Origin of the sequence: Aestuariimicrobium sp. G57 (genome assembly GCF_050110855.1) — a bacterium.
Classification (GTDB): Bacteria; Actinomycetota; Actinomycetes; order Propionibacteriales; family Propionibacteriaceae; genus Aestuariimicrobium.
In genome coordinates this window covers 49,816-74,814 of record NZ_JBNINW010000009.1, presented here as the reverse complement: position 1 = coordinate 74,814, position 24,999 = coordinate 49,816, and the positions used below count along the sequence as shown (strand labels likewise).

The 24,999-nt window shown below is 68.4% G+C and carries 22 protein-coding genes and 4 tRNA genes; 7 read left to right on the top strand and 19 right to left on the bottom strand.

Features of this window, described 5'->3' with window-relative positions; all coding sequences use genetic code 11:
• Positions 1–19: 19 nt before the first annotated feature.
• Positions 20–760 (bottom strand): HAD-IIA family hydrolase, encoded by a 741-nt coding sequence (locus ACQCX5_RS14795; RefSeq protein ID WP_434542203.1) that lies wholly within the window; start codon positions 758–760, stop codon positions 20–22.
• Positions 761–920: 160 nt separating this feature from the next.
• Between ACQCX5_RS14795 and ACQCX5_RS14790 the strand changes: the two genes are divergently transcribed.
• The 7 genes from ACQCX5_RS14790 (at position 921) to ACQCX5_RS14760 (ending at position 4,701) form a co-directional block, all read left to right on the top strand.
• Positions 921–993: transfer RNA gene (locus tag ACQCX5_RS14790), tRNA-Lys, on the top strand.
• 39 nt (positions 994–1,032) lie between these two features.
• Positions 1,033–1,704: a hypothetical protein gene (locus tag ACQCX5_RS14785; RefSeq protein WP_434541950.1), complete on the top strand. Its 672-nt coding sequence runs from the start codon at positions 1,033–1,035 to the stop codon at positions 1,702–1,704.
• Between the two features lie 427 nt (positions 1,705–2,131).
• Positions 2,132–3,532, top strand: a complete 1,401-nt coding sequence (locus ACQCX5_RS14780) for an SH3 domain-containing protein (RefSeq protein WP_434541949.1) — start codon at positions 2,132–2,134, stop codon at positions 3,530–3,532.
• A gap of 115 nt (positions 3,533–3,647) precedes the next feature.
• Positions 3,648–3,720, top strand: a tRNA-Glu gene (locus tag ACQCX5_RS14775).
• Positions 3,721–3,866: 146 nt separating this feature from the next.
• A tRNA-Asp gene (locus ACQCX5_RS14770) sits at positions 3,867–3,940 on the top strand.
• Positions 3,941–3,976: 36 nt separating this feature from the next.
• Positions 3,977–4,053, top strand: a tRNA-Phe gene (locus tag ACQCX5_RS14765).
• A 90-nt stretch (positions 4,054–4,143) separates the two neighbouring features.
• Positions 4,144–4,701, top strand: a complete 558-nt coding sequence (locus ACQCX5_RS14760) for a hypothetical protein (RefSeq protein ID WP_434541948.1) — start codon at positions 4,144–4,146, stop codon at positions 4,699–4,701.
• Positions 4,702–5,635: 934 nt separating this feature from the next.
• Here ACQCX5_RS14760 and ACQCX5_RS14755 read toward each other — a convergent pair.
• The 18 genes from ACQCX5_RS14755 to ACQCX5_RS14670 all read right to left on the bottom strand — a co-directional run bounded on the left by ACQCX5_RS14755 (position 5,636) and on the right by ACQCX5_RS14670 (position 24,910).
• Positions 5,636–6,967, bottom strand: a complete 1,332-nt coding sequence (locus tag ACQCX5_RS14755) for an NAD(P)/FAD-dependent oxidoreductase (RefSeq protein WP_434541947.1) — start codon at positions 6,965–6,967, stop codon at positions 5,636–5,638.
• Positions 6,968–6,985: 18 nt separating this feature from the next.
• Complete coding sequence (locus ACQCX5_RS14750; protein WP_434541946.1) at positions 6,986–7,972, bottom strand: alpha/beta hydrolase; 987 nt, start codon at positions 7,970–7,972, stop codon at positions 6,986–6,988.
• 66 nt (positions 7,973–8,038) lie between these two features.
• Positions 8,039–8,287 carry a DUF3073 domain-containing protein gene (locus ACQCX5_RS14745; protein ID WP_434541945.1) on the bottom strand — a complete coding sequence of 83 codons (249 nt, stop codon included), beginning with the start codon at positions 8,285–8,287 and terminating at the stop codon, positions 8,039–8,041.
• 142 nt (positions 8,288–8,429) lie between these two features.
• The gene (gene purM / locus ACQCX5_RS14740) at positions 8,430–9,530 is read right to left on the bottom strand and encodes a phosphoribosylformylglycinamidine cyclo-ligase (RefSeq protein ID WP_434541944.1); all 1,101 of its coding nucleotides are present in this window, start codon (positions 9,528–9,530) and stop codon (positions 8,430–8,432) included.
• Positions 9,527–11,086 carry an amidophosphoribosyltransferase gene (gene purF / locus ACQCX5_RS14735; RefSeq protein WP_434542202.1) on the bottom strand — a complete coding sequence of 520 codons (1,560 nt, stop codon included), beginning with the start codon at positions 11,084–11,086 and terminating at the stop codon, positions 9,527–9,529. Before purF ends, purM begins: the two co-directional genes overlap by 4 nt.
• A 23-nt stretch (positions 11,087–11,109) precedes the next feature.
• Positions 11,110–11,514, bottom strand: coding sequence for a DUF1992 domain-containing protein (locus ACQCX5_RS14730; protein ID WP_434541943.1), 405 nt, complete (start codon positions 11,512–11,514; stop codon positions 11,110–11,112).
• Positions 11,515–11,547: 33 nt separating this feature from the next.
• Positions 11,548–12,879: a dipeptidase gene (locus ACQCX5_RS14725; protein ID WP_434541942.1), complete on the bottom strand. Its 1,332-nt coding sequence runs from the start codon at positions 12,877–12,879 to the stop codon at positions 11,548–11,550.
• Between the two features lie 58 nt (positions 12,880–12,937).
• Positions 12,938–14,422 carry an FAD-dependent tricarballylate dehydrogenase TcuA gene (gene tcuA, locus ACQCX5_RS14720; protein WP_434541941.1) on the bottom strand — a complete coding sequence of 495 codons (1,485 nt, stop codon included), beginning with the start codon at positions 14,420–14,422 and terminating at the stop codon, positions 12,938–12,940.
• Positions 14,419–15,852 carry an FAD-binding protein gene (locus ACQCX5_RS14715; protein WP_434541940.1) on the bottom strand — a complete coding sequence of 478 codons (1,434 nt, stop codon included), beginning with the start codon at positions 15,850–15,852 and terminating at the stop codon, positions 14,419–14,421. The genes tcuA and ACQCX5_RS14715 overlap by 4 nt, the downstream gene beginning before the upstream one ends.
• Before the next feature lie 40 nt (positions 15,853–15,892).
• Positions 15,893–16,753: an aspartate/glutamate racemase family protein gene (locus ACQCX5_RS14710; RefSeq protein WP_434541939.1), complete on the bottom strand. Its 861-nt coding sequence runs from the start codon at positions 16,751–16,753 to the stop codon at positions 15,893–15,895.
• A complete protein-coding gene (locus ACQCX5_RS14705; protein ID WP_434541938.1) occupies positions 16,737–17,348 on the bottom strand; it encodes an isochorismatase family cysteine hydrolase in 612 nt (203 codons plus the stop codon). The genes ACQCX5_RS14710 and ACQCX5_RS14705 overlap by 17 nt, the downstream gene beginning before the upstream one ends.
• 76 nt (positions 17,349–17,424) lie before the next feature.
• Positions 17,425–18,216 (bottom strand): SDR family NAD(P)-dependent oxidoreductase, encoded by a 792-nt coding sequence (locus ACQCX5_RS14700; protein ID WP_434541937.1) that lies wholly within the window; start codon positions 18,214–18,216, stop codon positions 17,425–17,427.
• Positions 18,209–19,612, bottom strand: coding sequence for an FAD-dependent oxidoreductase (locus tag ACQCX5_RS14695; RefSeq protein WP_434541936.1), 1,404 nt, complete (start codon positions 19,610–19,612; stop codon positions 18,209–18,211). Before ACQCX5_RS14695 ends, ACQCX5_RS14700 begins: the two co-directional genes overlap by 8 nt.
• Entirely contained in the window at positions 19,609–20,550 is a 942-nt protein-coding gene (locus ACQCX5_RS14690) for an isocitrate lyase/PEP mutase family protein (protein ID WP_434541935.1), read from the bottom strand. The genes ACQCX5_RS14695 and ACQCX5_RS14690 overlap by 4 nt, the downstream gene beginning before the upstream one ends.
• Positions 20,551–20,606: 56 nt before the next feature.
• Entirely contained in the window at positions 20,607–21,695 is a 1,089-nt protein-coding gene (locus ACQCX5_RS14685) for an ABC transporter substrate-binding protein (protein ID WP_434541934.1), read from the bottom strand.
• A 50-nt stretch (positions 21,696–21,745) separates the two neighbouring features.
• The gene (locus ACQCX5_RS14680) at positions 21,746–22,603 is read right to left on the bottom strand and encodes an ABC transporter permease (protein ID WP_434541933.1); all 858 of its coding nucleotides are present in this window, start codon (positions 22,601–22,603) and stop codon (positions 21,746–21,748) included.
• Positions 22,604–22,619: 16 nt separating this feature from the next.
• Positions 22,620–23,420, bottom strand: a complete 801-nt coding sequence (locus ACQCX5_RS14675; RefSeq protein WP_434541932.1) for an ABC transporter ATP-binding protein — start codon at positions 23,418–23,420, stop codon at positions 22,620–22,622.
• Positions 23,421–24,220: 800 nt separating this feature from the next.
• Positions 24,221–24,910, bottom strand: a complete 690-nt coding sequence (locus ACQCX5_RS14670) for a GntR family transcriptional regulator (RefSeq protein WP_434541931.1) — start codon at positions 24,908–24,910, stop codon at positions 24,221–24,223.
• Positions 24,911–24,999 lie beyond the last annotated feature (89 nt).

Here is a 24,999-nt window from a genome sequence, read left to right as displayed (position 1 = left end):
GCCGGGCACCGTCCCTGGATCAGATCAGCGAGTTCAGCTCGTCCACGGACTCGAGCACCAGCGACGGCCGGTACGGGTACCGGTCGAGGTCTTCACGCTTGGTGATGCCCGTGAGCACGAGAATCGTGAACAGGCCCGCCTCCATGCCGGCGATGATGTCGGTGTCCATGCGGTCGCCGATCATGGCCGTCGTCTCGGAATGGGCCTCGATCTTGTTCAGCGCCGACCGGAACATCATCGGGTTCGGCTTGCCGATCACGTACGGACGACGCCCGGTGGCGGCGGTGATCATGGCCGCGACCGAACCGGTGGCCGGCAGCGGGCCGTCGGCGCTGGGGCCGGTGGCGTCCGGGTTGGTGATGATGAACTTCGCACCGGCAGCCACGTGGCGGATCGCATTGGTGATCGCCTCGAACGAATAGGTGCGGGTCTCGCCCAGCACCACGTAGTCGGGGTCGCGGTCGGTCATGATGAAGCCCGCCGCGTGCAGCGCCGTCGTCAGGCCTGCCTCGCCGATCACCGACAGCTTCGCACCGGGCTGCTGGTTCACCAGGAAGTCAGCAGTGGCCATCGCCGAGGTCCAGAGGTTCTCTTCGGGCACGGTGATGCCCGAGGTCTCGAGACGAGCTGACAGGTCGCGGGGGGTGAAGATCGAGTTGTTGGTCAACACGAGGAACCGGTGGGAGGTGTCAACCCATCGGTTCAGCAGCTCATTGGCTCCGGGCAGGGCGTTGTTCTCGTGGACGAGCACACCGTCCATGTCGGTCAGCCAGCATTCGATGTCACGTGGAGTACGCACGCAGCCAGCCTAAGGGGTCGGGCCCCAACACGGCAGCATCGGGGTCGACGTGCAGCACCCGCGCCGCCTGCTGGACGCAAGCGTGCAGCGCCGACCAAGCCCGCACCGCTATCATGGCTGGGCCCCCATAGCTCAGTTGGCAGAGCAAGGGACTTTTAATCCTTGGGTCGCGGGTTCGAGCCCCGCTGGGGGCACCTCATCCAGCCCAACCCGCCCCGCACTACGCTGATCCCATGGACACACTCGGTGTGGTCGGCATCCTCGTGGTCGGCATCGGCCTGCTGCTGATCGCTGCCTGGGCTGACTGGCGCTCCGAGCGGCGCGCGCGTGAGGCGCTCGCGGCCGTCCCCGACCGCGGCGAGGCCATGGCCGATGCGCCCACCCCCACCTACGTGCCCGAACCCACGCCGGACGAACTGCCCCGGCGCAGTCCGCTGACCGAGGACGAGGCCGCCGCCCTGGCTCGCGACCTCGCCACGGACGACGCGCGCATTCTGCCTGCCGTGCTCGCGGACGAGCGCCTGGCCACCAATGCCGAGCCCCAACGCGCCATCGTCCGGGGGCCGCTGGTGATGGTCTGTCACGAGGGCATCGGCAGCCTGCGCGAGGTGTTGCCCACGCTTGAACGAGCAGCCCAGCAGAAGACCGCCATCGTGCTGGTGGCCCCGAGCTTCGACACCGAGGTGCTCGACGTGCTGCACATCAACGCCCAGCGCGGACTGTTGCAGGGCCTGCCACTGGCCGCCGACGAGGACACCTGCCGCCAACTCGCCGAGCAGACCGGCGCCACCCCGGTGCCGCGCAGCGACCTGCAGTCCGGCTACCTGCCGCATGCGATCTATGGGCGCGCGCTGCTCGTGGTGGCCGGGCTGGACCAGTCGGTGGTCGTCGCGCCGCCGCAGTGAACCAGACGCCCCGCGAACCCTGAACCACCCCCGACGAACCTGAACTGTCAAGTGAGGGTTCAGGTGTGCACCATTCCTGAGAATTTGGTCACGAATCGGCGGCTGGGCGCAGCCCACCATGCTCGACATCCCTGCTGTCACCCCCCGAGGATCTCGGCATATTCCCTTGTCAAGGCCCAGTTACTTGCCCGTCATAGCATGAATTACAGCCAAGAAATTTCATAGCTGTCATTCATGTACTTCTTTGTCGCGGCGCACCACCCGCTTGTTCGCCACTGGTTGAGGCGGTATTCATCACGGGCCTAGATTCCCCGCGTCGGCTGCCCGTCGTCCTGGCGTGGGGGCGACCCCGGGGAAGACGCCTGACGGTCAGCCGACAGACCATCCACAAGGGGGCCCGGGAAGGCCCCCATACCGGGGAGCTGTTGTGAAGAAGATCCGTCGTCTGCACGTGGGAGTCGCCGCCGCGACACTCACGGGGGCCCTGACCGTGGGCAGCATCGCCCTCAGTCCGACCGCCATTGCCAACTACGGCAAGGTCACCGCCGTCACCGCCGTCAACATCCGCACCTCGCCGAGCACCTCTGCCGGCGTGCTGGGCGTGCTGTACAAGGGACAGCAGCTGACCCAGACCGGCCCCATGAACACGGGGTGGGTGCCGGTGAAGTTCGGCGACCGCACCGCCTGGATCTCGGCCAACTACCTCGCCGGCGCCCGTCGCATCGACGACACACCCGTGTCGCGCACCACCACCGCCACCACCCGCTGGACGACCGAGCCCCTCAACGTGCGCTCCGGCCCGGGCACCCGCTATTCGAAGCTGGGCATGCTCAGCAAGGGCAGCCAGGTGAAGACGACCGGACTCGTCTCGGGCCAGTTCGCCCAGATCGAGTACAGCGGTGGCCGCGCCTGGGTCTCGACGACCTACCTCACCAGCTCCAAGCCCGCCACCAGCCCCGGCACGTCAGGCGGTGGTTCGTCCGCGGTCAGGACGACCGGTGAGGTGCGGGCGACCGCCAACCTGGCCGTGCGCCAGTCGTCCGGACGACCCATCGCGGGCTACACCGACATCCCCAAGGGCGCCATCCTGCCGGTGACCGGCGAGGTGCAGGGGGCACTCACCGAGGTCGTGTGGCGCGGAAACCGCACCTGGGTCACCTCGGCCTACCTGACCGGGGTGAACACGAACACCGGCGCCCAGCCGGAGCAGTTGCCGCAAGAGATCGGCACCCAGTACGCCACCGAGGCGGTGAACGTGCGCTCCGGGCCGGGCACGAGTTACTCGATCGTCGGCACCGTTGCCCAGGGCGGGGCCGTGCGGGTCACCGGCACCGTGCGCAACGGTTTCGCCCAGATCAACTACAACGGTGCCTCGCGCTGGGTCTCGGCGACGTACCTGTCGAAGACCCAGGGCGGCACGGGCGGCGGCTCGGGCGGCGGCACCACGGGCCCCATCAACCTGAACGGCTCGGTCGGGCTGTCGGGCCTGGAGCCGAAGGCCCGCAACATCGTCAATGTCATCGCCTCGCGCTTCGGCATGACCACGTTCTATGGCGTGCGCCCCGACCCCATCCCCGACCACCCCAGCGGACATGCGGTCGACATCATGCTGCCGAACTACCGCAGCTCGGCCAGCCAGGCCAAGGGCTGGGAGATCGCGAACTACCTGCGCGCCAACGCCCGCACACTGGGCGTGCAGTACCTGATCTTCGACCAGAAGATCTGGAACATCTCGCGCGACGGCGAAGGCTGGCGGGCCATGTCGAACCGCGGTTCGGACACGGCCAACCACAAGGACCACGTGCACGTGACCACGACGGGCCTGTGATCGACGGGCCTGTGATCGACGGGCCTGTGATCGACTCCCCCGATCCCACCTGATGCCTGCGCCCGACCCTCGTTTTGGGGTCGGGCGCAGGCGTCCACTATGCTTCTGCAGTCTGGTCCCCATCGTCTAGCGGCCTAGGACACCGCCCTTTCAAGGCGGCAGCGCGGGTTCGAATCCCGTTGGGGATACGTTCACACCACGCGTGAAAAGGCGCCCCAGGGCACCTGATCTCGCATGGTGGGAGCCGCCGGGAGCCCGATTTCACAATCGCGGACCAACCCGGTAGAGTTCCTCAAGCTGCCCCACCACGGGGCAGCAAGCCTGAGGGCCGTAAGGCCCCGTAGCGCAGTTGGTTAGCGCGCCGCCCTGTCACGGCGGAGGTCGCGGGTTCGAGTCCCGTCGGGGTCGCTGAAGCGGTGATGATGAATCACCGCTTTTGTGTCTGGCCAGGTAGCTCAGTTGGTAGCAGCGTTCGCCTGAAAAGTGAAAGGTCGCCGGTTCGAACCCGGCCCTGGCCACCACCACCCGCCTCGCATCCGAGGCGGGTTTTTTCGTCCAGGACGAGGCACTGGACGGCCCGGGCCCCGGACCCTGTGCGCTCTTATCATGGCGTGAACGTCCACGTCGTGAGGATCGCCATGACCCAGCAGCACCCGCAGTCGCCCCAGCACGGCCAGTCGCCGCAGTACGGCCAGTCGCCGCAGTCGCAGCAGTACGGCCAGTCGCCGCAGTCGCAGTGGTCGGCACCCGGGTCGCCTGAGGCCCAGCACCAGCCCTGGATGCCGCCGCAGGCGCAGCAATACCCGGCGCAGCCGCAGCAGGCATACCAGCCCGCTGCTGAGCAGCCGAAGGGCGGGCTGCGCAACAGCCTCGTGGGCGGCCTGGGGCTGGGTGTGCTGATGATCGTGGGTCCAGCCCTGCTGTGGTGGTTCACGGGCCGGCTGTTCTATGTCATCCCGATCTTCGGGGTGGTGCTGATCGTCCAGACGCTCGTGCGGCACGGCAAGAACAAGGCCGCGAGTCAGTCGCCGGCGCAGTGGGTGCCGCAGCAGCCGTATCCGCAGCAGCCCTACCAGCAGCCCCTCGACGGCCAGCAACAGCCCTACCAGGGCCAGGCGCAGCCTTACCAGGGCCAGGCGCAGGGCCAGCCCGGCCAGCCCCAGTCCTGACCAGCGCTTCCCTGAACGACAAAGCTGCCCTCGGTGATTCGAGGGCAGCTTTGTTCACGCATCCGCGGGGGCGGCGCCAGCGGCCCCAAGGCGCTCGTCCTGCCTCGTCCCCACCCCACGGACGACCCCACACCTGCACAACTGACACCAGTGCCAGAACCGCAGCCCGAACACCCCGAACCGGCCGCACAACTGACACCAGCGCCACAACTGCAACTTCGGCCCACCCCAGTCAGCCCGCCAGCGACCCCAAGACGCTCGCCCCGCCTCGTCCCCACCCCACGGACGACCCCAGACCTGCACAACCGACACCAGCGCCACAACCGCAACTCCGGAGCACCCCCAGTCAGCCCGCCAGCTGCCCCAAGACGCTCGCCCCGCCTGGTCCCCCACCCGATGGACGACCAGACCTGCACAACTGACACCAGCGCCAATTCCGCAGCCCGAACACCCCGTACCAGCTGCACAACTGACACCAGCGCCACAACCGCAACTCCGGACCACCCCAGTCAGCCCGCCAGCGACCCCAAGACGCTCGTCCTGCCTCGTCCCGACCCCACGGACGAGCCCCACACCTGCACAACTGACACCAACGCCACAACCGCAACTTCGGCCCACCCCCAGTCAGCCCGCCAGCTGCCCAAGACGCTCGCCCCGCCTCGTCCCCCACCCCACGGACGAGCCCCACACCTGCACAACTGACACCAGTGCCAGAACCGCAGCCCGAACACCCCACACCAGCTGCACAAGCGACACCAGCGCCACAACCGCAACTCCGGACCACCCCTGCCAGCCCCGCCAGCGACCCAAGGCGCTCGTCCTGCCTCGTCCCCCACCCCACGGACGAGCCCGGCCCCCACCAGCACCCGCCCGCAAAACAGAAGCTGCCCCCGATCACTCGAGGGCAGCTTCATGTCGCAGGGCGTCGGGCAACTCAGCTGGCGTCGGCCTCGTCGATGGTCTCGGCCTTGACTCCGCTGTTGAGGGCCTGCATCGCCGGCGATTCGGTGATGTCGCCCAGGATTCCCGTGGCCGACTTGGGCCAGCTCATGTACCGGAAGCCCATGTTGATCATGGCCTGGATGCGGTTGCGCCCGCCCAGCAGGCTGCGCAGGTGCACGACGACCCACAGCAGCCAGCCGATGAAGCCGTCCATGTTCATGGCCGGCACCGGGCCCATCTTGGTGGTCTGCGCCACGGCGGCGTTGCGTCCGATGGTGGCCATGAAGCCCTTGTCGTCATAGACGAACGACGTGGTGGGCTCGCCCCGCTGCAGGCGGGCGATCATGTCCGCAGCGTGCGCACCCATCTGGATGGCGGGCTGGGCCTGCTGTGCCAGTCGGTTGGTCTCGATGAGCGCGCCGTCACCGACGGCGAAGATGTCGTCGTGGCCCTGCACGCGCAGGTCTTCGTTCACCAGGATGCGCCCGCCGCGACCCTGGGGCATACCCCAGTCGGCGACCGGCTTGTGGGCGGCCACACCTGCGGCCCAGATGACCAGGTCGACGTCCATGCTGCCGCCGCCCTTGAAGTCGACGCGGTCGGCCTCGACCTTGTCGATGGCGGTGTTGAGCCGCACATCGACGCCACGCTTGCGCAGTTCGTCCAGGGTGTAGTCGCGCAGGTGCGGCTCGAAGGGCGCCAGCAGCGCGTCACCCATCTCGACGAGAACGACACGGAACGCGTCCACGTTCAGTTCGGGGTAGAGCACCGGCAGGCCCTCGGACTTCACCTCGGCCAGCGTGCCGGCCATCTCGACGCCGGTGGCACCGCCGCCGACGACCACCACGGTGAAGCGCTTGTCGGGGTCAGCGCCCGACGCGAGGAACTCCAGGCCGGAGTAGATGATGTCGCGCACCTCGAGGGCCGCGGCGCGGGTGTAGATCGAGCGGCTGTAGGTCTCGGCACCCTCGATGCCGAAGTAGCCGGCGCCGACACCCTGCGCGAGCACGACGTAGTCGTAGGGGATGTCTTCACCACGGCTGACGTTGACCAGCTTGTTCTCGGTGTCGATGCCGGTCACGGTGCCCCGCCGGAACGTGGCGAGGTGGTTCTTCTGATTGCTGACGAAGCGGCGCAGCGCATACGTGATGTCGCCCGGGTTCAAACCACCAGTGGCCACCTGGTACAGCAAAGGCTGGAAGGTGGAGTAGGGGTGGCGATCCACGAGGGTGACGTGGAAGCCTGCCTGTGTCAGCTGGGTCGTCGCGTTCAGTCCGGCGAATCCGCCACCGACCACGACAACACGTCCCAAATTGTTGGCCATAAGTGAATTGTCTCACGTTCAATCAGTCGTGCGCACATCCTCAAGCCACGCCCGGGTCCAGCGCTCGATCGCGTCCCAGACCCGGTCGCGCACCTCGGCACGGCTCAGCAGCACGTCGTGCAGGGCCCCGTCGATGCGCACGACGGTCACGTTCGGCCCCAGCTGCACGGCCCGCCGGGCCAGCTTCTCAACGTCGAGCACCGTGTCGGCCGCCGTCTGCACCTCAGGTTTCCACCGCCGCCCGAAATCGGACCGGGCACTCAGCAGCACCAGCACCGGCACGTCGATCGCCAGCCCCCGGCGCACCCGCTCCTGGGCCAGCGCAATGGCACCGAACCAGCCCGGGCGCATCGTGAATGCCGGGTTGCGCTTCAGGCTCAGGTCGAAGTCCCATTCGCCGTCGAAGCTGCGGTGGATCGAGCGGATGTAGATGTTGTGGTCGGGCATCGGGATCGTCATGGCGGCGCGGTTCGGGTCGCGGCCGCCGAAGTTCTTGGCGATCGCCGCGGCAGCGCTGCGCAGCAGCGGCGAACCCTGGAAGTCGATCCATGGCGCGTTCAGCACCAGCCCGTCGAGGATGCCCGGACGGTCATTGGCCCACAGCGCAGCAATCAGTCCACCCGTCGAGTGCGCCATCAGGGTCACATGGGAGTGTTCGCGGCGGGCCTCGGCGACAGCTTGGTCGAGCTCGTCGTAGTAGTCGCTGACGTCGGTGGTGTAGCCGCCGAGCTGCCCCTCGCGCAGGCTGCGCCCGTAACGGCGCAGGTCGACGGCATAGAAGTCGTGGCCATGTGCGTCGTACCAGTCGGCCAGCCAGGTCTGGAAGAAGTAGTCGCTCCAGCCGTGCAGGTAGACAACCGCGCGGTCGTGCTGCGGCGGGTTGCGGCGCACCAGGGTGGCCGAAATGACCGTGTCCTCCGGCTCGCCGGGGGCGAGTTCGGGGGACACCAGGTCGAGGACCGCCATCTGGTAGCCGGGCAGCACCGAGTCGTCATCCCACTGCATGGGCCTGACGATATCGAACCCGGGCCGCGCGAGGGACGGCCGACTGATCAGTGAGGAGCGTCCGCCTCAGCGGCGCTCGTCGTCCTCATCGTCGTAACCGGCGGTGTCGTCGTCGTAACCGGCCTCGTCATCATCGTCGTCGCCATAGGCGGCAGCGAGGTGACTGTAGTCCGGTTCGTCGTAGAGTCCGCCACCGGCGGACGAATCGCTGCTGCGGAGCTCACGCTCCAAGGAAGCAAAATCGGTGTCGACGGTTCGATACTTCAGATCGCGTGCGACTTTGGTCTGCTTCGCCTTTGCACGGCCGCGCCCCATTGGGTCGACCCCCTCGCTGTAGTCATCGCGGAATCCGCGGAATGGTGGTAGTCACGTTCGTGAGAGCAAGGGTACTAGAGGCAGGGCGGCGAGCCAAAGCAGCACCGAGCCTCGGGACCGGGCGTTTCGCCCTCAGCGCATGTCAGCCGTGGGGGTGCTCCCCCACCATCGTCACTGCCGCGTGGTCCTGCCCACCCCGGACGCCGACAGCCCCACAGACCCACGAGTGCAGCCCGCGCGCGGCCAGTGTTTGCTGGGCCGCCGCGACCGACTGCTCGGGCAGCACCACGGCCATGCCGACACCTTGGTTCAGCGTGGCCTCGATGTCGGGCTGTGACAGTTTGCCGACCTGCTGCACGAGCTGGAAGACCGCGGGCGGTGTCCACGTCGAGCGCTCGATCGTGACCGCCAGGTCATCGGGCACGACCCGGGCCAGGTTGTTGGCGAAGCCACCGCCGGTGATGTGGCTGATGGCGTGCACACCACCAGCTGCCCGGGCATCGCTGATCATGGCCAGCAGGTCCTTGGCATAGACGCGGGTGGGCACCAGCAGCGCCTCGCCGAGCGTCGTCCCGAGTTCAGGCACCTCACGATCGAGCGACCAGCCGGCGTCGGCCAGCAGCACCTTGCGCACCAGCGAATAGCCGTTCGAGTGCAGGCCCGAACTGGCGATCGCAAGCACCACGTCACCGTCGGCGACCAGGTGGGCACCCAGGATGTCGTCCCTCTCGACGACACCGGTCGTGGCGCCGGCGATGTCGTACTCGTCAGGACCGAGCAGGCCGGGGTGCTCGGCGGTCTCGCCGCCCAGCAGCGCGGCACCGGCGGCCTCGCAGCCCGCGGCGATGCCCTTGACGATGTCGGCGATGCGCTCGGGCACGACCTTGCCACAGGCGATGTAGTCGGTCACGAACAGCGGCTCGGCGCCCGAGACGACCAGGTCGTCGACGAGCATGCCGATCAGGTCGAAGCCGATGGTGTCGTGGCGGTCCATGGCCTGGGCGATCGCGACCTTGGTGCCGACGCCGTCGGTCGAGGTGGCCAGCACCGGGTGCGCATAGCCCTTCAGCGCCGACGCGTCGAAGAACCCGGCGAAACCGCCGAGCCCACCCAGCACCTCGGGGCGACGGGTGCGGGCGACGTGGGCCTTCATCAGCTCGACGGCGCGGTCACCGGCTTCGATGTCGACACCCGCCCGGGCGTAGGCCGACTGGGTGGTGTCTGCGGCAGTGGCGTCGGTCATCGATCGGCTCCTTGGCTGTCGGTGTGCGCGGTGTGCGGGGTGTGCTCGGCGTGCTCAGCGTGCGCGGGCTGTTCGGGCTGTTCGGGGGTGTGCGCCGGCAGGCCCATCACCTCGGCGGCACCCGGAGGCACGGCCACCGGGTACTTGCCGTCGAAGCAGGCGCGGCACAGGTTGTCCTTCGGCACGTGGGTGGCCTTCACCAGACCCTCGAGGCTGATGTAGGCCAGCGAGTCGGCGCCGATCGAGCGGCAGATCTCGTCGGTGCTCAGCCCGGGGGCGATCAGCTCGGCGCGGGTCGAGAAGTCGATGCCATAGAAGCAGGGCCATTCCACCGGCGGCGACGAGATGCGCACGTGCACCTCGGCGGCACCGGCCTCACGCAGCATCCGCACCAGCTGGCGCTGGGTGTTGCCGCGCACGATGGAATCGTCCACGACCACCAGTCGCTTGCCGGCGATGACATCGCGCAGCGGGTTGAGCTTGAGCCGGATGCCCATCTTGCGCATCGTGTCGGACGGCTGGATGAACGTGCGGCCCACGTAGTTGTTCTTGACCAGGCCCTGGCCGAACGGGATGCCCGACTGTGCGGCATAACCGATCGCGGCGGGCGTGCCCGATTCCGGCACCGGGATGACCAGGTCGGCATCGGCGGGGGCCTCTTCGGCCAGGTACTTGCCCACCTTGACCCGCACGTTGTGGATGCGACGCCCGGCGATCACCGTGTCGGGCCGGGCCAGGTAGACGTATTCGAACAGGCAGCCCTTGGGGTTCGCCTTCGCAAACCGGCTGCTGCGCAGGCCCGCGGCATCGATCACCACCATCTCGCCCGGCTCGATCTCGCGGATGAAGCTCGCGCCGACGATGTCGAGGGCCGCGGTCTCGCTGGCGACGACCCAGCCCTGCTCGAGCCGGCCCAGCACCAGCGGGCGGATGCCCTGCGGGTCGCGGGCCGCGACCAGCACGTTCTCGCTCATCATGACCAGGCAGAACGCCCCCTGCAGGCGCGGCAGCACCTCGTGCGCGGCCTCGTCCAGCGGCAGGTCATAGGTCGACAGCAGCGCGGTGACCAGCGACGTGTCGTTGGTCGAGTCCATGGTCTGCTTGTGCGGCACGTCGACGGTGGCGTCGCGGTCGGTCAGCCACGCCTCGAGCTCGTCGGTGTTGGTGAGGTTGCCGTTGTGGGCCAGGGCGATGCCGCCGCGGGGCCCCGACCGGAACGTCGGCTGCGCGTTGTTCCAGATGGACGCGCCGGTGGTCGAGTAGCGCGTGTGGCCGATCGCCAGGTGGCCCTGCAGCGAGCTGAGCGTGCCCTCGTCGAAGACCTGGCTGACCAGGCCCATGTCTTTGAAGACCATGGTGCGCTTGCCGTTGCTCACGGCGATGCCGGCCGATTCCTGGCCGCGGTGCTGCAGCGCATACATGCCGAAGAAGGTCAGCCGCGCGACTTCTTCACCGGGGGCGTAGACGCCGAAGACACCGCAGGCATCCTGCGGGCCCTGGTCCTGTGGATCAATTTCCTGGGTCAGCCGACCATCACCGGGACGACGCGGAGTCACATGCACCCGGCACAGTTTACGCGTCAGGCGCGCCGACGGCGCCACTCGACCATCGTCGCCTCGACATCGAGCGGTGCCGTGAAGATCGGCACCTTCTCGACCTGGCGGGCATTCGCGTCGCGGATGCGGTCGTTGAGGTCGTCGATGAGCCGCTTCGCCAGGGTCGCGTCATGCACGTCAGCGAGAGTGTCCTGGATGTGCTGCTTCTCTTTGCGCAGCTGCAGGCTGGTCGGCAGGGCCGCCGTCAGGTCTTCGTTGGCAAGTTTGCGGCGTACCCACCACAGTTCGTCGTTGGGGTCGCCCAGGTCGACCGGTTTGCCGGCGCCGGGCAGGTTGTCGAACTCGCCGCGCTCGGTCGCCTCGCGCACCTGCCTGTCGATCCAGGTCTCGAAGACGGGTGGGCGCCAGCGCGGCGGTTCGTCGGTCATGAGCGTGCGTCTGTGACCAGGGTTCGTCGATTGTCAGCGCGCCAGTCGCTGCAACAGCAGCGCTTCGGCGAGCCCGGCCCTGCGCAGGTCGCCCAGGTCGAGCGACTCGTCGAGCCCGTGCATGCGCGAATCGGGGTCGGTCACGGCGGTGACCAGCACGCTTGCACCGGGGAAGGCCTGCTGGAAGTCGGCGACCATCGGGATCGACCCGCCGCAGCCCATGAACACCGGCTCGACACCGCCCCAGGCCTCGCGGTAGGCATCGCGGGCGGCCTCACAGGCCGGCCCCTCGAACGCGACGATGCCGGGCTGGCCGACCGATTCGGCACCGAAGCTGACGTGGGCGCCGTGCGGGGCATGGTTGAGCAGGTGGCGTTTCAGGGCGTCGAGTGCGCTGCGGGCGTCGTCCCCGGGCGCGACGCGCACGCTGACCTTGGCGCGTGCGCTGGGCTGCAGGGTGTTGGACGCGTCCGCGACGCTCGGCGCATCAATGGCCAGCACACTCACCGCCGGGGTTGACCACATGCGGTCAACCAGCGGCCCGGTGCCGGTCAGGGCCACACCGTCGAGCAGGCCCGCCTCGTCACGCAGCCGGTCCTCGGGGTAGTCAAGGTCATCGGCCTTGCCCCGGACCAGCCCCTCGATGGCGCAGGTACCGTCCGCGTCGGTGAGCGTGGCCAGCAGCGAGACCAGCGCACCGAGGGCGTCGGGCACGACGCCGCCGAACTGGCCCGAGTGCAACGGGTGCTTCAGCGTCGAGACCTCGACGACGACATCGGCCAGGCCACGCAGGGTGGTGGTGAACGCGGGCTCGCCCACCTGCCAGTTCACCGAGTCAGCGATGACGTAGACGTCGGCGGCCAGCAGGTCGGCATGACGCTCGAGGATGGTGGCGAGCGACGGCGAGCCGATCTCTTCTTCACCCTCGATGAACAGGGTCACCCCGACCGGGGGCTTGCCGTCGAAGGCGCGCAGCGCGGCCAGGTGTGCGGCGAACCCGCCCTTGTCATCGGCGGCACCACGGCCGTACAGCCGGCCATCGCGCACCTGCGGGGTGAAGGCCTCGGTCGTCCAGCCCTCGGCGGGGCCGGGCGGCTGCACGTCGTGGTGGGCGTACAGGCAGACCGTCGGCTGGCCCTCGGGCGCGGGGAACCGGGCGATGACGGCGGGCTGGCCGCCCTCGGCGACGATCCGCACATCGGGGCAGCCCAGGTCGGTGAGCAGGTTCACGATGGTGTCGGCGCTGGCCTGCACGATCTCGGCGTGGTCAGACCAGGCGCTCACCGACGGGATCGTGACGAGTCCCATGAGGTTGTCGAGGGTGGCGGCGAAGACATCATCGATGCGTGCGGCGAGGTCGGTCATGGGTTCAGCCTAGTGCGGGGTCCAGAACAGTGCGGGTGTGGGCCCGCCGGCGGCTGCTTCAGGCCCTGGCCCCTGCACGTCGTCCGAAAACCTGGCCCGCAGCCAGACCGGTGCCACCCGGGTAACCGCCGTAGTACAGCCCACCCATGAGCTCACCGGCGACGAACAGCCCGGCGATGGGCGCGCCGGACTCGTCCAGCACCCGGGCGTCGGCGTCTGAGGCGAGGCCGCCGTAGGTGAACGTGATGCCGCAGGTCACCGGGTAGCACCAGTACGGCGGGTGCGACAGCCCCACGGCCCAGTTGGACTTTGGCGGCTCGACATCAGCACGGCGACCATCGAGCACCGTGGGGTCGTAGGGGTGGGACTGGTCGACCGACGCGTTGAACTCGGCCACGGTGGCGGCGAGGCCCACCGGGTCGATGCCCGCTTTTTCGGCGAGCTGCTCAATGCTGTCGGCGGTGATGACGCTCGCCCCCGGCATGTCGTACTGGTCGACGCGCAGGTCAGGCCGCACGGAGTTGTCGAACAGCTGCCAGGCCCGGCCACCGGGCTGGGCCAGCACGTGGCGACCCATCTTGGAGTAGGTGTAGTTGCGAAAGTGGGCGCCCTCGTCGACGAAGCGGTGACCGTCGCTGTTGACCATGATCCCCACCGGGTAACTGAGCCGGGCAAGGGTGTTCGTCAGCTCGCGGTTGCTGGAGTTCTCGGGGTAGTCCGCATCGATCATGGTCGAGTGCGGCGACTCGAAGTCACCCTCGGTGACCGCGCCGATGGCCGTCGCCGCGACCAGCAGGTCACCGGTGCTCGACGGCGTGCCGCGCACCACCACGTCACGCCACTCCTCGCCGTAGTGTTCGGCGCGCAGGTCGGGGCTGGCATGGAACCCGCCTGCCGCCAGCACGACCGATTCGGCCGTGAGCTGCGTCGTCGAACCGTCAGGCGCCTCGATGACGACTCCGGTCACGGGTCCGTCGCCATCACGCAGCAGCGCAGTGACCCGCTGTTCGTAGCGGATCTCGACGCCCAGACGTTGCGCCACCGCCGTGTAGTCGCGCATCATGCCGACACCGGTGCCGACATTGCCGACGTGCAGCCCGCCCCAGAAGTGGATCGACCCGTCGGGCAGGAAGTGTGCCTGGCGTCCATAGAGCAGTTCGTACTTCATGCCCAGCGAGTGCAGCCAGACCAGGGCGTCGTGTGATTCCGTGACCAGCACCCGGGTGCGTTCTGGGTCGTTGCGCCCCTGCGAGAGCGTGGTGATGTCGTCGATGTATTCCTCAGCGGTGTACGTCGGCACCACGCTCACGGCATGGCGTTCGTCCGGTTCGAGGATCGCTGCCAGATCGTCGAGTCCGTCGTGGACGATGCGGGTCGCGCCGTGGGTGTAGTACGAATTGCCGCCCGCGAAGAGTTGCGGCGACTTCTCGAGCAGGACGACGCGGCGCCCGCGTTCGGCGGCGGCCAGCGCGGCGCAGAAGCCCGCGTTGCCGCCACCGACCACGATGACGTCGACCTGATCAGGTGTGCTTGTCTGGTTCATGCCAGCGCCGAATGTTCGGGCACGCTGAGCGCGGCGGCGGCGTTCAGTGCGGCGATCCGTCCGAAGGTGATCGAGCGCATCACCGACGTCGATCCGGCGTACATCTCGAAGTAGAGCCCGGTCAGTTCACCCGCCGCGTACAGGTTCGGGATCGGGTGGTCGTCCGAGGTCACCACGCGGGCCTCGAGATCGGTCTTGACCCCGCCAAAGGTGAACACGTTGGCACAGATCTGCGGGTAGGCGAAGAACGGACCCTGGTCGAGCGGACGCGCCCAGTTCGACTTGGCCGGCTGGCCCTCGGGCTGGGCCGCCGCGCCGTCGAGGCGCAGCGGGTCATAGCCGGAGCGGTCGTCCGGGCAGGCGGCGTTGTAGTCGGCCACAGTGCGCTGCAGCGCACCGTCCGGCATCCCGAGCACGGCCCCGAGTTCGGCGATCGTCCCGGCCTGGATCGGGGCGACGTCGGTGAGCACCGCATGCTCGTAGCCGGGGGTCGCAAGCACCTGCTGGTCAAAGACGGCATAGGCCAGCGAGTCGGGCTGCTTGAACAGCGCCCGGGCCACCCGCTCATAGGTCTGGTCGACGGTGTTGGCACCCTCGTCGATGAACCGATCGCCCTCGATGTTGACGACGATGCCGTAGGGGTAGGTCATCACGACGGCCTCGGCGACCTCGGAACGTGGGTCCTTCGGTTCAGCATGGAAGATGTCGAACTGCCCCGCGGTCGCACCGCCAACCTCGACGGCCATGCGCAGCCCGTCACCGCGGTTGTTGCGCCCGCCCTTCGAGATCGGGGGGATGCGGTAGGCGTTCTCGCCGACGTAGCGCGACATCATCTCGCCATTGGCCTGGAACCCACCGCAGGCCAGCACCACGGCACCGGCACCCAGCCGCACCAGGCGGCCCTCGCGGTTGCGGGCGACCAGCCCGGTGACGGCGCCCTCATCATCGGTGACGAGCCTCTCTGCCGAGGTCTCGTAGAGCACCTCGATGTCAGTCTGCTCAACCGCGCTGAACAGGGTCTCGACAATGTGTTCGCCGCCGCCGACGGGTGAGAACCGGGTGGCCGAGGCGGTCAGGAAGATCGTGGGCAGGGCCTCGAGTTGCACACCCTTGTCGACCATCCACCCGAAAGCTTCGGGCACCTTCTCGGCGAGGCGTTCGTAGTAGGCGCCGGACGCCTGGCCACGGGAGACCTTGACGCCGTACTCGGCCAGGTCGTCGACAGCGTGGGTGCGGTCCTTGAGCCGCAGGAACGCCCCGGACCAGCGGGTGTTGCCGCCGCGCAGGTCGGGCGTGGACCGCTCGAGCATGGCCACGCGGGCCGAGCCGTTGGCGGCGGTGAGCGCCTCGTGGGCATTCAGTGCCGCAGACAGGCCTGCGGCGCCGGCGCCCACGACGACGACGTCATAGGTGTGGTCGAACTGGTTCATGACTAGGACTCCTTCGTCCTCGTGGGTGTGTGCATGGGTGTCAGGGCTGGTGCGCGTCGAGCGACTGGGGAATCCCATAGAACTCCCGGGCAGCGCGCACCAGGTCGGGGTCGGGACGGGTGCCGAAGAACCCGGTGCGCCCCGGCTTCAGGCCCGAGCGCTGGTGCTCACGGGCGCGCAGTTCGGCCGTGGCCGCCAGGGTGCCGAGTGAGTCGACGACCGGCACACCGTCAACTTCGACGATTCCCCGGTCGGCCAGGAACACGTTCAGCGGTCCTTCACCGGGGACGATCACGGTCGCGCCGGCGGCGATGGCGCGGCGGGCCGCATCGGTGAACGCACCCAGCAGCGGCCCGGGGTCGGCATAGGCGGCCATGATGTCGGTGAACTCCGCGGCGACCTGCACGATCGGCCCCACCAGCCGGTCGAGACGGTAGTGCTCGAAGTTGCGCCGCAGCTGCGGCACCAGCGCCCCGATGAAGTTGACGATGCCGACGCAGTCGCCCAACTGGGCGGCGGCCAGCACCGAGGCCTGCCCGAAGGTCACGACGGGGATGTCGACGAGGCTGCGCACCTCTTCGAATGCCGTGTCTGGAATGGTGGCGATCATGAAGGCGTCATAGCCCTGCTGTTCGGCCTGCAGGGCAGCATGGACGAACTGTTCCTTGTGCAGGCCGAACAGGTAGGCATACCCGATGTGCGAACCCGGGTAGTCACTGGGATAGGTGCCCGGCGCCATGCCGTGCAGGTCGATGGTGGTGCGCGGGTCGCCCAGGGCCTGGACCAGGTGGCGCTGCAGGGCTGCATGGTAGTGCGGCACATCACCCAGCACGGTGAAGCTCTGGTGCCACAGCCGCAGCGGTGCACCCGGCGCGCGGGGGGCCTCAGCCGGCGAATTCATCAACAATCACCTCGTCCGCGGTGGTGACCTTGCCGAACAGGGGCATCAGCTTCTCGAACGAGAGGCGGTGCAGTTCGGGGTCGAACGAGGCGCACATGTCCTCGACGATGCGCACCTGAAAGCCCTTGTCGCAGGCAGTGCGGGCGGCCGATTCGACGACCAGGTTGGTGGCGACACCGCCCAGCACGACGGTGCGGATGCCGGCGCCGATGAGGATTTCGGTGAGCGCGGTGCCGATGAACGGATCGACCCCACCCTTCTGCACCACCGTCTCGTTGGCGGTCGGGGCGAGCGGCGCGGTGAAGGCCGCCTCGGGCGAGGTCGCCAGCATGGCGCGATTGTTCGGGTAGCCGTCGAAGCGCGGGTGCTGGTTGGTGCGCAGCCCGTAGGCGTCGTCGAAGGCGAGCCGTACATGGATGACCCGCGCGCCCGCCGCCCGCGCCGCAGCGAGTACCCGGCCGGCCGTCGCGATGACGCCCCGCTGCTCGACCTGGTCGATCAGGGGCGGCATCTTCGCGTGCGGGCCCTGCTCGGTCAGCGCCACCTCGTAGTCGAGCATCAGCAGGGCGGTGGTCGATGCGGTGGGTGCGGTCATGTCGGGTTTCTCCTTGGTCGGTTCTGCGGCGTTCGGGTCTGTGTGAAGGGTGCGAGGACGAGGTCTGCTGGTGGGATCACCAAGCCGACCAGCCCCCGTCGACATAGAGCACCTGGCCCGTCACGAATGACGAGGCAGGGGTGGACAGGAAGACGAGCGGGCCGGTGAAGTCGTGGTCCGGGTCGCCGTTGCGACCGAGCATCGTCCGGGCGGCGAACCACTCGAGGCGGTCCGGGGTTTCGTCGAGCGCGGCGGTCATGCCGGTCGGGTAGAAGACCCCGGGCGCCAGGCAGTTCACCCGCACGTCGTGGGGGCCGAGTTCCTGGGCGAGTGCCCGGGTGACGTTCACCACGCCTGCTTTCGAGGCGTAGTAGGCCGATTCGGGGATGGGCCCGACCCGCTCGGCATAGACGGTGCTCATCAGCACGATGCGGCCACCGCGGGCGGGCGGGGCCGCCAGCATCTGCACGCCCGCGGCGCGGGCCAACAGCCAGTTGCCCAGGGTGTTGACCCGCAGCAGGCGCTCGAAGTCCTCGACGGTGGTCTGGTCGAACTCCTTGCGCAGCATGGCCCCGGCGCAGTTGACGACCACGTCAAGGCCGCCGAACGTCGCGACCGCATGGGCCATGAGCGCGCTCACGTCGTCCTCGCTGGTGACATCGCAGGTGGCGGTGCTGCACGGGCCGGCCAGGGTGGCGGCGCTGGCGGCGAGGTCGTCGGCACGCCCGGGGTGGTCGGCGAGCACGACGTTGGCGCCGCGGCGCGACAGCTCCTGGGCGGCGCGGGCGCCGAGCCCGCCGATGCCTGCGCCGACGACGACAGCAGTCTCGCCGGTCAGGTCGAACATGTCAGGGGTCGCTTCAGACATGGGCCACCCGGCCCTTCACTGCGGCGGCCGCCACCTGGCCGGCCACTCGTCCGAAAATACCGGCCTTGCCGATGCTCGTGCCGGTCATGTAACCGCCGCCGTGGAACCCACCGATGATCTCACCCACCGCATGCAGCCCGTCGATCGTCTGCCCGAAGACATCGAGCACCCGCATCGAGGTATCGACACGCAGCCCGCAATAGGTGGCGAGCACGACGGTACCCGACAGGTGGGCATGGAACGGGGGCGCCACCAGGGGGAACAGTTCCCCCACCCGGCCGGACAGGTGCTCGCGGCCGAACTGGTCGGGCTCGCCAGCGGCGACGCGGCGGTTGTACTCGTCAACGGTCCCGACCAGGGCCTCGGCAGGCACATCCATCAGGGCGGCGAGTTCTTCGATGCTGTCGGCGCTGATGAGGATGCCGCAGTCGCGTCGCCCGGCAAAGTCGAAGATCGCGACTGAGGCGTCGGAGGCGGCCATCACCCGCTCGTCGAAGACCTGCCACGTCTCGCCGTCGGTCTGGGCCAGGTTGGCATCGCCGACCACCTTGTAGGGCAGGGACTCATCGACGAAGCGCATGCCCTGCTTGTTGACGGCGATGCCGCCCTTGTAGATGGCGTGGATACCGGTGCCGTGCTCCCCGGCGTGCGGGCGGGGGTGGACGCCGTAGGTGCCCTTGATCCAGGGGGTGTCGATGACGTCGGCGCCGAGCGCCCAGGCCATCTGCAGCCCCTCGCCGACGTTGCCCTGGCCCCCGGCCTGGTGGGCCAGTCGCATCTGCGGGGCGAACTTCTCGAGCATGTCGCGGTTGCGGGCAAAGCCGCCGGTCGCCAGCACCACGGCACCGGCCCGGATCTCGCGCCGCGCGCCGGTGGCGTCCTCGACCAGGGAGCCGACGACGCGGTCGTCCTCGCGCAGCAGCCGGCGGGCGGCGATGCCGGTGAACTGGCTCGCCCCAAGTTCGGCTGCCGCGGCCGTGAGCAGCGCGAGCATACGGGTGGTGTCGGTGGGGTGCGAACGTGGCACCGACTGGCCGGCGGCCGCGTGCAGGTGCCCGTAGCGCACCCCATGGCCCTTCAGCCAGCGGTAGGTGTCGCGCTGGTGACGGCAGTACAGGTCGACGAGTGCGGGGTCGCCCTTGCCGAAGCCTGTCGCGATGATGTCGTCGCGCAGCAGCTCATCCGAATCCTCGATGCCGGCCTCGGCCTGCTCGTCGGTGCCGGCGAATGCCGACAGGCCTGCCGAGAGCACCGTCGAGCCGCCGATGGCGTCCTGCTTTTCGAGCTGGACGACGTGGGCTCCGGCCTCGGCGGCGGCCAGTGCGGCGGCGGTGCCGGCCAGGCCACCGCCGAGCACCAGCACGTCACACACTTCAGGCAGGTCCTGCACGCTCATGCACGTTCTCCCCACGGCTGGTCATAGAAGGCCTCGGCCCGTGCCATGTCACTGAGGTTGACGAGTTCCTGGCGCGTCTGCCACGTGGCGATGCGGTCCTCGAACCCGGTGGTCTCGCCATTGCGGCGCAGGTAGCCGAGTGATTCCTGGGCCGCGTGGATCACCGAGCGCATCAAGAAGTTGGCGAACAGCACGAACGTGTAACCCATGTTCGCGTAATCCTCAACGGTGAGCTGGGGCGTCTTGCCGCCCTCGACGACGTTGACCACCAGCGGGATGCCGCGGAACTCATCGGCGACCTGCTGCAGTTCCTCGATCGTGCGGGGTGCCTCGATGAACAGGGCGTCAGCTCCGGCCTCCCGGTAGAGGTGGGCCCGTTCGATGGCGGCGTCGATCGATCCCTCGGCAGAGCGGGCGTCGGTGCGGGCGATGATGACCAGCTGGTCGTCGCGGCGGGCCTGGACTGCGGCGTCGATCTTGGCGGCCATGTGGCGGCCCGGGATCAGCGTGTGGTCGTCGAAGTGGCCACAACGCTTGGGCATCTCCTGGTCCTCGAACTGGATCCCCGCCACCCCGGCCCGTTCGAGCTGGGTGAGGGTGCGCATCGCGTTGAGCGGGCCACCGTGGCCGGTGTCGGCGTCGACAACGACGGGGATGTCGATGGCTGCGGTGATGCGCGAGACGTTCTCGACGACCTCGGCCAGCGAGACCAGACCGATGTCAGGCAGTCCGTACAGGGCATTCGACATGCCAGCACCGGTGACGTACATGGCCCCGAAGCCTGCGCGTTCGACGAGCCGGGCACCGAGTGCGTCGGTGACGCCGGGCACCACGAGCGGGCGGGTGCCGGCGAGGTCGGCGCGAAGCTGGCGGCGCAACTCGTGCGGGTCGCGGTTGCGCACGATGCCGGGCACAGGGGGTCGGGCGGTGGTGGTCATGCGGACTTCCTTGGGGTGGGGCCGCACCCCTGCGGGCGCGGCCGTCTCGAGCGGGCTCATGACTTGGCGCTCTTGGCCTTGGCCGTGATCTCGTCGACGTTGAAGTCGTTGAACTTCTCGACGAACTCGTTGGTGTAGAAGTCGTCGGGGTTCACCTTGGTCTTGGTGATGCCGTATTCGGCGGCGAACTCGGTCCAGGCCTTGGCCGATTCCGGGGTGAACTTGCCGAAGCTCCTGGTGCCCGCGGGGTCGCCGGCGATGGCCTTCTCGTTGCGGGCCTTGAAGATCGCCACCTGCTTGGTCAGCAGGGCGGGATCGTCCGAGGTCTTGGTCTGGGGGTACAGCTTCCACATCGTCTTGATCGCCTCTTCGGGGTTGGCGGTGGCCCAGACGGTGGCCTCGGCCCAGGCCTTGCCGAAGCCCGCGAGGGCGTCCTTCTTCGAGGCGATGCTCTCGTCGGTGGCGACGAACCCGGTCGAGAACAGCTGCTTGTAGCTGTCGGGCAGGATCGTGCGCAGCTTGGTGCCGGACTCCTCCATCAGCACGTACTCGGTGTCCCACAGCATCAAGGCATCGACGGCCGCGCGGTTGAGCGCATCCATGGCTGCGACGCCGACGCCGACGGCGACGAAGGTGACGTTGGCGGGGTCGATGTCGGCATCGCGCAGCGCGGCCTCGGCGAGCAGTTTGGCACCGGACGAGATCGTCTGCACGCCGATCTTCTTGCCGCGCATGTCAGCAAATGACTGCACCGGCGAGGCTTCGAGCACGGCCAGCGACTGCACGGCCTCACGCGACCAGTTGTAGAACATCCGGGCCTTCTGGCCGTTGGCCAGGGCCGAGAGGGCGGCTTCCGGGGTGGGGCCGCCGATGTCGACGCGGTTGGTGGCCAGCGCCTGCATGACATCGGCCGAGCCACCGGGGAACTGCAGTTCGATGCGGATGCCGGCGTCGGCGAAGTAGCCCTGTTCCTGGGCGACGGCGAACTGGGCCCAGTGGGCGGCCATGGCCGACGAGGGGGCGATCCGCAGCAGGGTCAGGTTGGTGTCCTGCTTGTTCTGGCCGGGCACGTCGGGGGCGCAGCCGGCGATGAGTCCGGCGCCCGCGAGTGCAGCTGAGACGGTGAAGAAGGTGCGCCTGCGCATGATGGTTCCTTAGGGATGGTGTGAGGCGGTGGGTTGGTGGTGGACGGCCCTCAGGCCTGCCAGAAGATCAGCCGACGGCGGGTCTGGCGCACGATCTGGTTGAGGGCGATGCCGATCAGCGCGAGGACGATCAGGATCGCGAAGACACCGGCGGTGTCGTAATTGGTCTTGAACTGCTGCAGCAGCACGCCAAGGCCGGCATTGGCACCGACGAACTCACCGGTGATGGCGCCGATGAACGAGTTGACGACGGCCACTTCGAGCCCCGCGAAGATGGACGGCAGGGCACTGGGCAGCAGCAGGCGGCTCCAGATCTGCCACTTCGAGGCCGACAGCGAATGGAACAGGTCGAGGCGCGAGGAGTCAGTCGACAGGATGCCGTTCATGGTGTTGACCAGCATCGGGAAGAACACCAGCATCACGACGACGAGGATCTTCGGGGTGTAGCCGAACCCGAACCAGATGATGAACAGCGGCGCCAGGGCGACCTTGGGCATCGATTGGAAGGCCACGATGAACGGGTAGAGCGCCCGGCGGGCGATGTCCCATTCAGCGAGCACGAAGCCGGTGCCGACGCCGGCGGCAATGCCGATCAGCAGGCCGATCATCGCCTCATAGAAGGTGACCTGGGTGTGCTGCCAGATCAGGGTGAGGGTGTTGGCATCGAACAGCTTGGCCAGCACCTCGCTGAGCGGGGGGAAGATGAAGCTCGGGGTGTTCAGCGCCCGCGGGATCACCTCCCAGGCCACCATCGCCACGATGATGCTGATGAACGGCACGAGACCGCCACCCACCTTCGAGGCGATTCGACGACCGGGGTTGGTGGTCTTGACCGGCAGCGCGGTGTCGCCACCGCCGGCCGGGGCGGCCGAGCCACGCTTCGGCGTGGTGGTCGTGGTGTCAGTCATGGTGGGTGCCTTCAGTTCAGTCACGGACACGGGTCGGGCCCTTCTCGGCGTCATCGGTGTCCTTGGCGAAATAGGACCGGACGTGGGCGGTGATGCGAGCGAACTCGGGGTCGTCCATCACCGCGGGGGTGCGTTCGGGGCCGAACGGCACCTCGATGTCATCGACGATGCGGCCGGGCCGCGAGCTCATCACGACCACCCGCTGGCCGAGCAGCACTGCCTCGGGGATCGAGTGGGTGATGAGCACGGTGGTGACCTTCTCGCGGCGCCAGATCGCGTTGAGGTCGAAGTTCATCTGTTCGCGGGTCATTGCGTCGAGGGCGCCGAACGGCTCGTCAAGCAGCAGCACCTCGGGGTTCTGGCCCAGCGCCCGCACGATCGAGACGCGCTGCTGCATGCCGCCCGAGAGTTCCGAGGGGTACTTGTCCTCGAAGCCGGCCAGACCGGCACGCTCGAGCAGTGCGCTGACGCGGTCCTTGTAGTCGGTGGTGACCTTGCCACGCAACTTCGCGGGGGCCAGGCAGTTCTGGTTCACGGTGAACCAGGGCAGCAGCGTGGGCGCCTGGAACATGAACGCAGTGCTGCGCCGCGGCTTGATGACGACATCGCCGCCCACACGGATCTCGCCGCCGGTCAGGGGCTGCAGGCCACCGATGGCTCGCAGGAGGGTCGTCTTTCCACAGCCCGAGGGGCCGACGATCGACACGAAGCCACCGGGCTCGATGTCGAGGTTGAGCGCCTTGAGTGCGGTCATGGGGGCCGCACCCTTGCGGGTGAAGGTGACCTCCGCCTCGCGGACGCTGATGTTCTCAGTCATGTGGGTTCTCCTAGGCTCTTGCTTCGTTGCTGTAAGCCCGCGCTCGGTGGCGCTTGAGTTCTAGCTTCACATGCCAACTGGCAACTGTCAACAGTTGGTAATCGGCAATCTTCGTTCCAGAAGGTCACCGGGGGGGCGAGGACGACGGCAGCCGACCACGCCACGCATGTGGGCCCGCGGTCCACTGGTTCACCCCCGCTGGTTCACCCCCGCTGGTTCACCCCCGCTGGTTCACCCCACCGCCCCACCGGTTCGCCCCACCGCCCCACCCCCACCTGGCTGGCGTTCTTCGACGTGGCTGGCGCTCTAGAGGCCAGCCAGGTCGAACAACGCCAGCTACGTGGGATGTGGCGGGCGGGCGTGGAGTGTGGCGGGGGTCATACCGGGCCGTCGCCGATGCCTCGTCCCCAGAGCGCCACCACCCCGGAACCAGAAGAACTTGCATGGCGGCGAGTTCTTCTGCCGTGACCGGTCTTCTCGACCAGAGAAAGTGGTCCTGGTGCGAATTCTTCTGGTCGGCGGGGTCGAGGACGACGGCAGCCCGACCACGCCACGCATGTGGGGCCGCGGTCCACTGGTTCACCCCACCGGTTCCCCCCACCACTGCCCCACCCCCACCTGGCTGGCGTTCTTCGACGTGGCTGGCGCTCTAGAGGCCAGCCAGGTCGAACAACGCCAGCTACGTGGGATGTGGCGGGCGGAAGTGGGATGTGGCGGGCGGAAGTGGGATGTGGCGGGCGGAGGCGGGATGTGGCGGGCGGGCGTGGGTGTGGCGGCGGGGAGCAGAAAGCGGCGGGCGCTCAGAGCGCCAGCTTGGCGTTCTTCAGCGAGTGGTAGAGGTGGGTCTCCATCAGGTCGCAGGCCAGCTCGGCGTCGCCGTCGACAACGGCCTGGGCGATGGCCCGGTGCTCCTGCAGCGCGGCAATGGCACGCTGGTGGTCACGCGCCGACCGGGCCCGCGCCAATTGGATGCGCGCCTGCACCTCGGTGGCGAACCGCGTGAGCGTCGCATTGTCAGCCATGGCGAACAGGGCCCGGTGAAAGTCGAGGTCTGGCGGGTAGGCCGCAGAATCGCCGGACTCCAGAGCAGCGGTGGTCTCGTCCAGCATCTTCGACAGTTCGCTTTTGTGCTCGGCGGCCAGGTCGCGCGCCACCAGCTTGACTGCCCGTCGTTCGAGGGCGATGCGCGCCTCGTACAACTCACCGAGTTCGGCATGGTCGACCAACGGCACGAAGGCGCCCTTGTTGCGCACCTGGTGCAACAGGCCCTCGCTGGCCAACCGCTGGATCGCCTCGCGCAGGGGTCCGCGGCTGATGCCCAGTTCTTCGGCAATCAGCACCTCATTGAGGCGCTCCCCCGGTTCGAGACGGCCCTCAAGGATCGCCTGGCGCAGGTGGTGCTCGGCGACATCGCGCGTGGTGGTGACCCCGAACCCGCCCCAGCCAAAGTGCGCGTTCGTCACGACTCCGTTGGTCACGGGGCTGGTCACGGGGCCTCCTCAATTTTGATCTGCGCCAGATGCTGCGTGCATCGTCCCCCGAATGATGCGCGAACAGGAAGAGACACACCAGAATGCAC

Excerpts from the sequence above, each read along its gene's own strand:
- ACQCX5_RS14685 (WP_434541934.1), bottom strand. The coding sequence starts at position 21,695 with ATGCGCAGGCGCACCTTCTTCACCGTCTCAGCTGCACTCGCGGGCGCC.
- ACQCX5_RS14675 (WP_434541932.1), bottom strand. The coding sequence starts at position 23,420 with ATGACTGAGAACATCAGCGTCCGCGAGGCGGAGGTCACCTTCACCCGC.
- ACQCX5_RS14695 (WP_434541936.1), bottom strand. The coding sequence starts at position 19,612 with ATGAGCGTGCAGGACCTGCCTGAAGTGTGTGACGTGCTGGTGCTCGGC.
- ACQCX5_RS14725 (WP_434541942.1), bottom strand. The coding sequence starts at position 12,879 with ATGACCGACCTCGCCGCACGCATCGATGATGTCTTCGCCGCCACCCTC.
- ACQCX5_RS14755 (WP_434541947.1), bottom strand. The coding sequence starts at position 6,967 with ATGGCCAACAATTTGGGACGTGTTGTCGTGGTCGGTGGCGGATTCGCC.
- ACQCX5_RS14745 (WP_434541945.1), bottom strand. The coding sequence starts at position 8,287 with ATGGGGCGCGGCCGTGCAAAGGCGAAGCAGACCAAAGTCGCACGCGAT.
- ACQCX5_RS14680 (WP_434541933.1), bottom strand. The coding sequence starts at position 22,603 with ATGACTGACACCACGACCACCACGCCGAAGCGTGGCTCGGCCGCCCCG.
- tcuA (WP_434541941.1), bottom strand. The coding sequence starts at position 14,422 with ATGAACCAGACAAGCACACCTGATCAGGTCGACGTCATCGTGGTCGGT.
- ACQCX5_RS14690 (WP_434541935.1), bottom strand. The coding sequence starts at position 20,550 with ATGACCACCACCGCCCGACCCCCTGTGCCCGGCATCGTGCGCAACCGC.
- ACQCX5_RS14785 (WP_434541950.1), top strand. The coding sequence starts at position 1,033 with ATGGACACACTCGGTGTGGTCGGCATCCTCGTGGTCGGCATCGGCCTG.
- ACQCX5_RS14700 (WP_434541937.1), bottom strand. The coding sequence starts at position 18,216 with ATGTCTGAAGCGACCCCTGACATGTTCGACCTGACCGGCGAGACTGCT.
- purM (WP_434541944.1), bottom strand. The coding sequence starts at position 9,530 with ATGACCGACGCCACTGCCGCAGACACCACCCAGTCGGCCTACGCCCGG.
- ACQCX5_RS14730 (WP_434541943.1), bottom strand. The coding sequence starts at position 11,514 with ATGACCGACGAACCGCCGCGCTGGCGCCCACCCGTCTTCGAGACCTGG.
- ACQCX5_RS14705 (WP_434541938.1), bottom strand. The coding sequence starts at position 17,348 with ATGACCGCACCCACCGCATCGACCACCGCCCTGCTGATGCTCGACTAC.
- ACQCX5_RS14750 (WP_434541946.1), bottom strand. The coding sequence starts at position 7,972 with ATGCAGTGGGATGACGACTCGGTGCTGCCCGGCTACCAGATGGCGGTC.
- ACQCX5_RS14710 (WP_434541939.1), bottom strand. The coding sequence starts at position 16,753 with ATGAATTCGCCGGCTGAGGCCCCCCGCGCGCCGGGTGCACCGCTGCGG.
- ACQCX5_RS14715 (WP_434541940.1), bottom strand. The coding sequence starts at position 15,852 with ATGAACCAGTTCGACCACACCTATGACGTCGTCGTCGTGGGCGCCGGC.
- ACQCX5_RS14795 (WP_434542203.1), bottom strand. The coding sequence starts at position 760 with ATGGACGGTGTGCTCGTCCACGAGAACAACGCCCTGCCCGGAGCCAAT.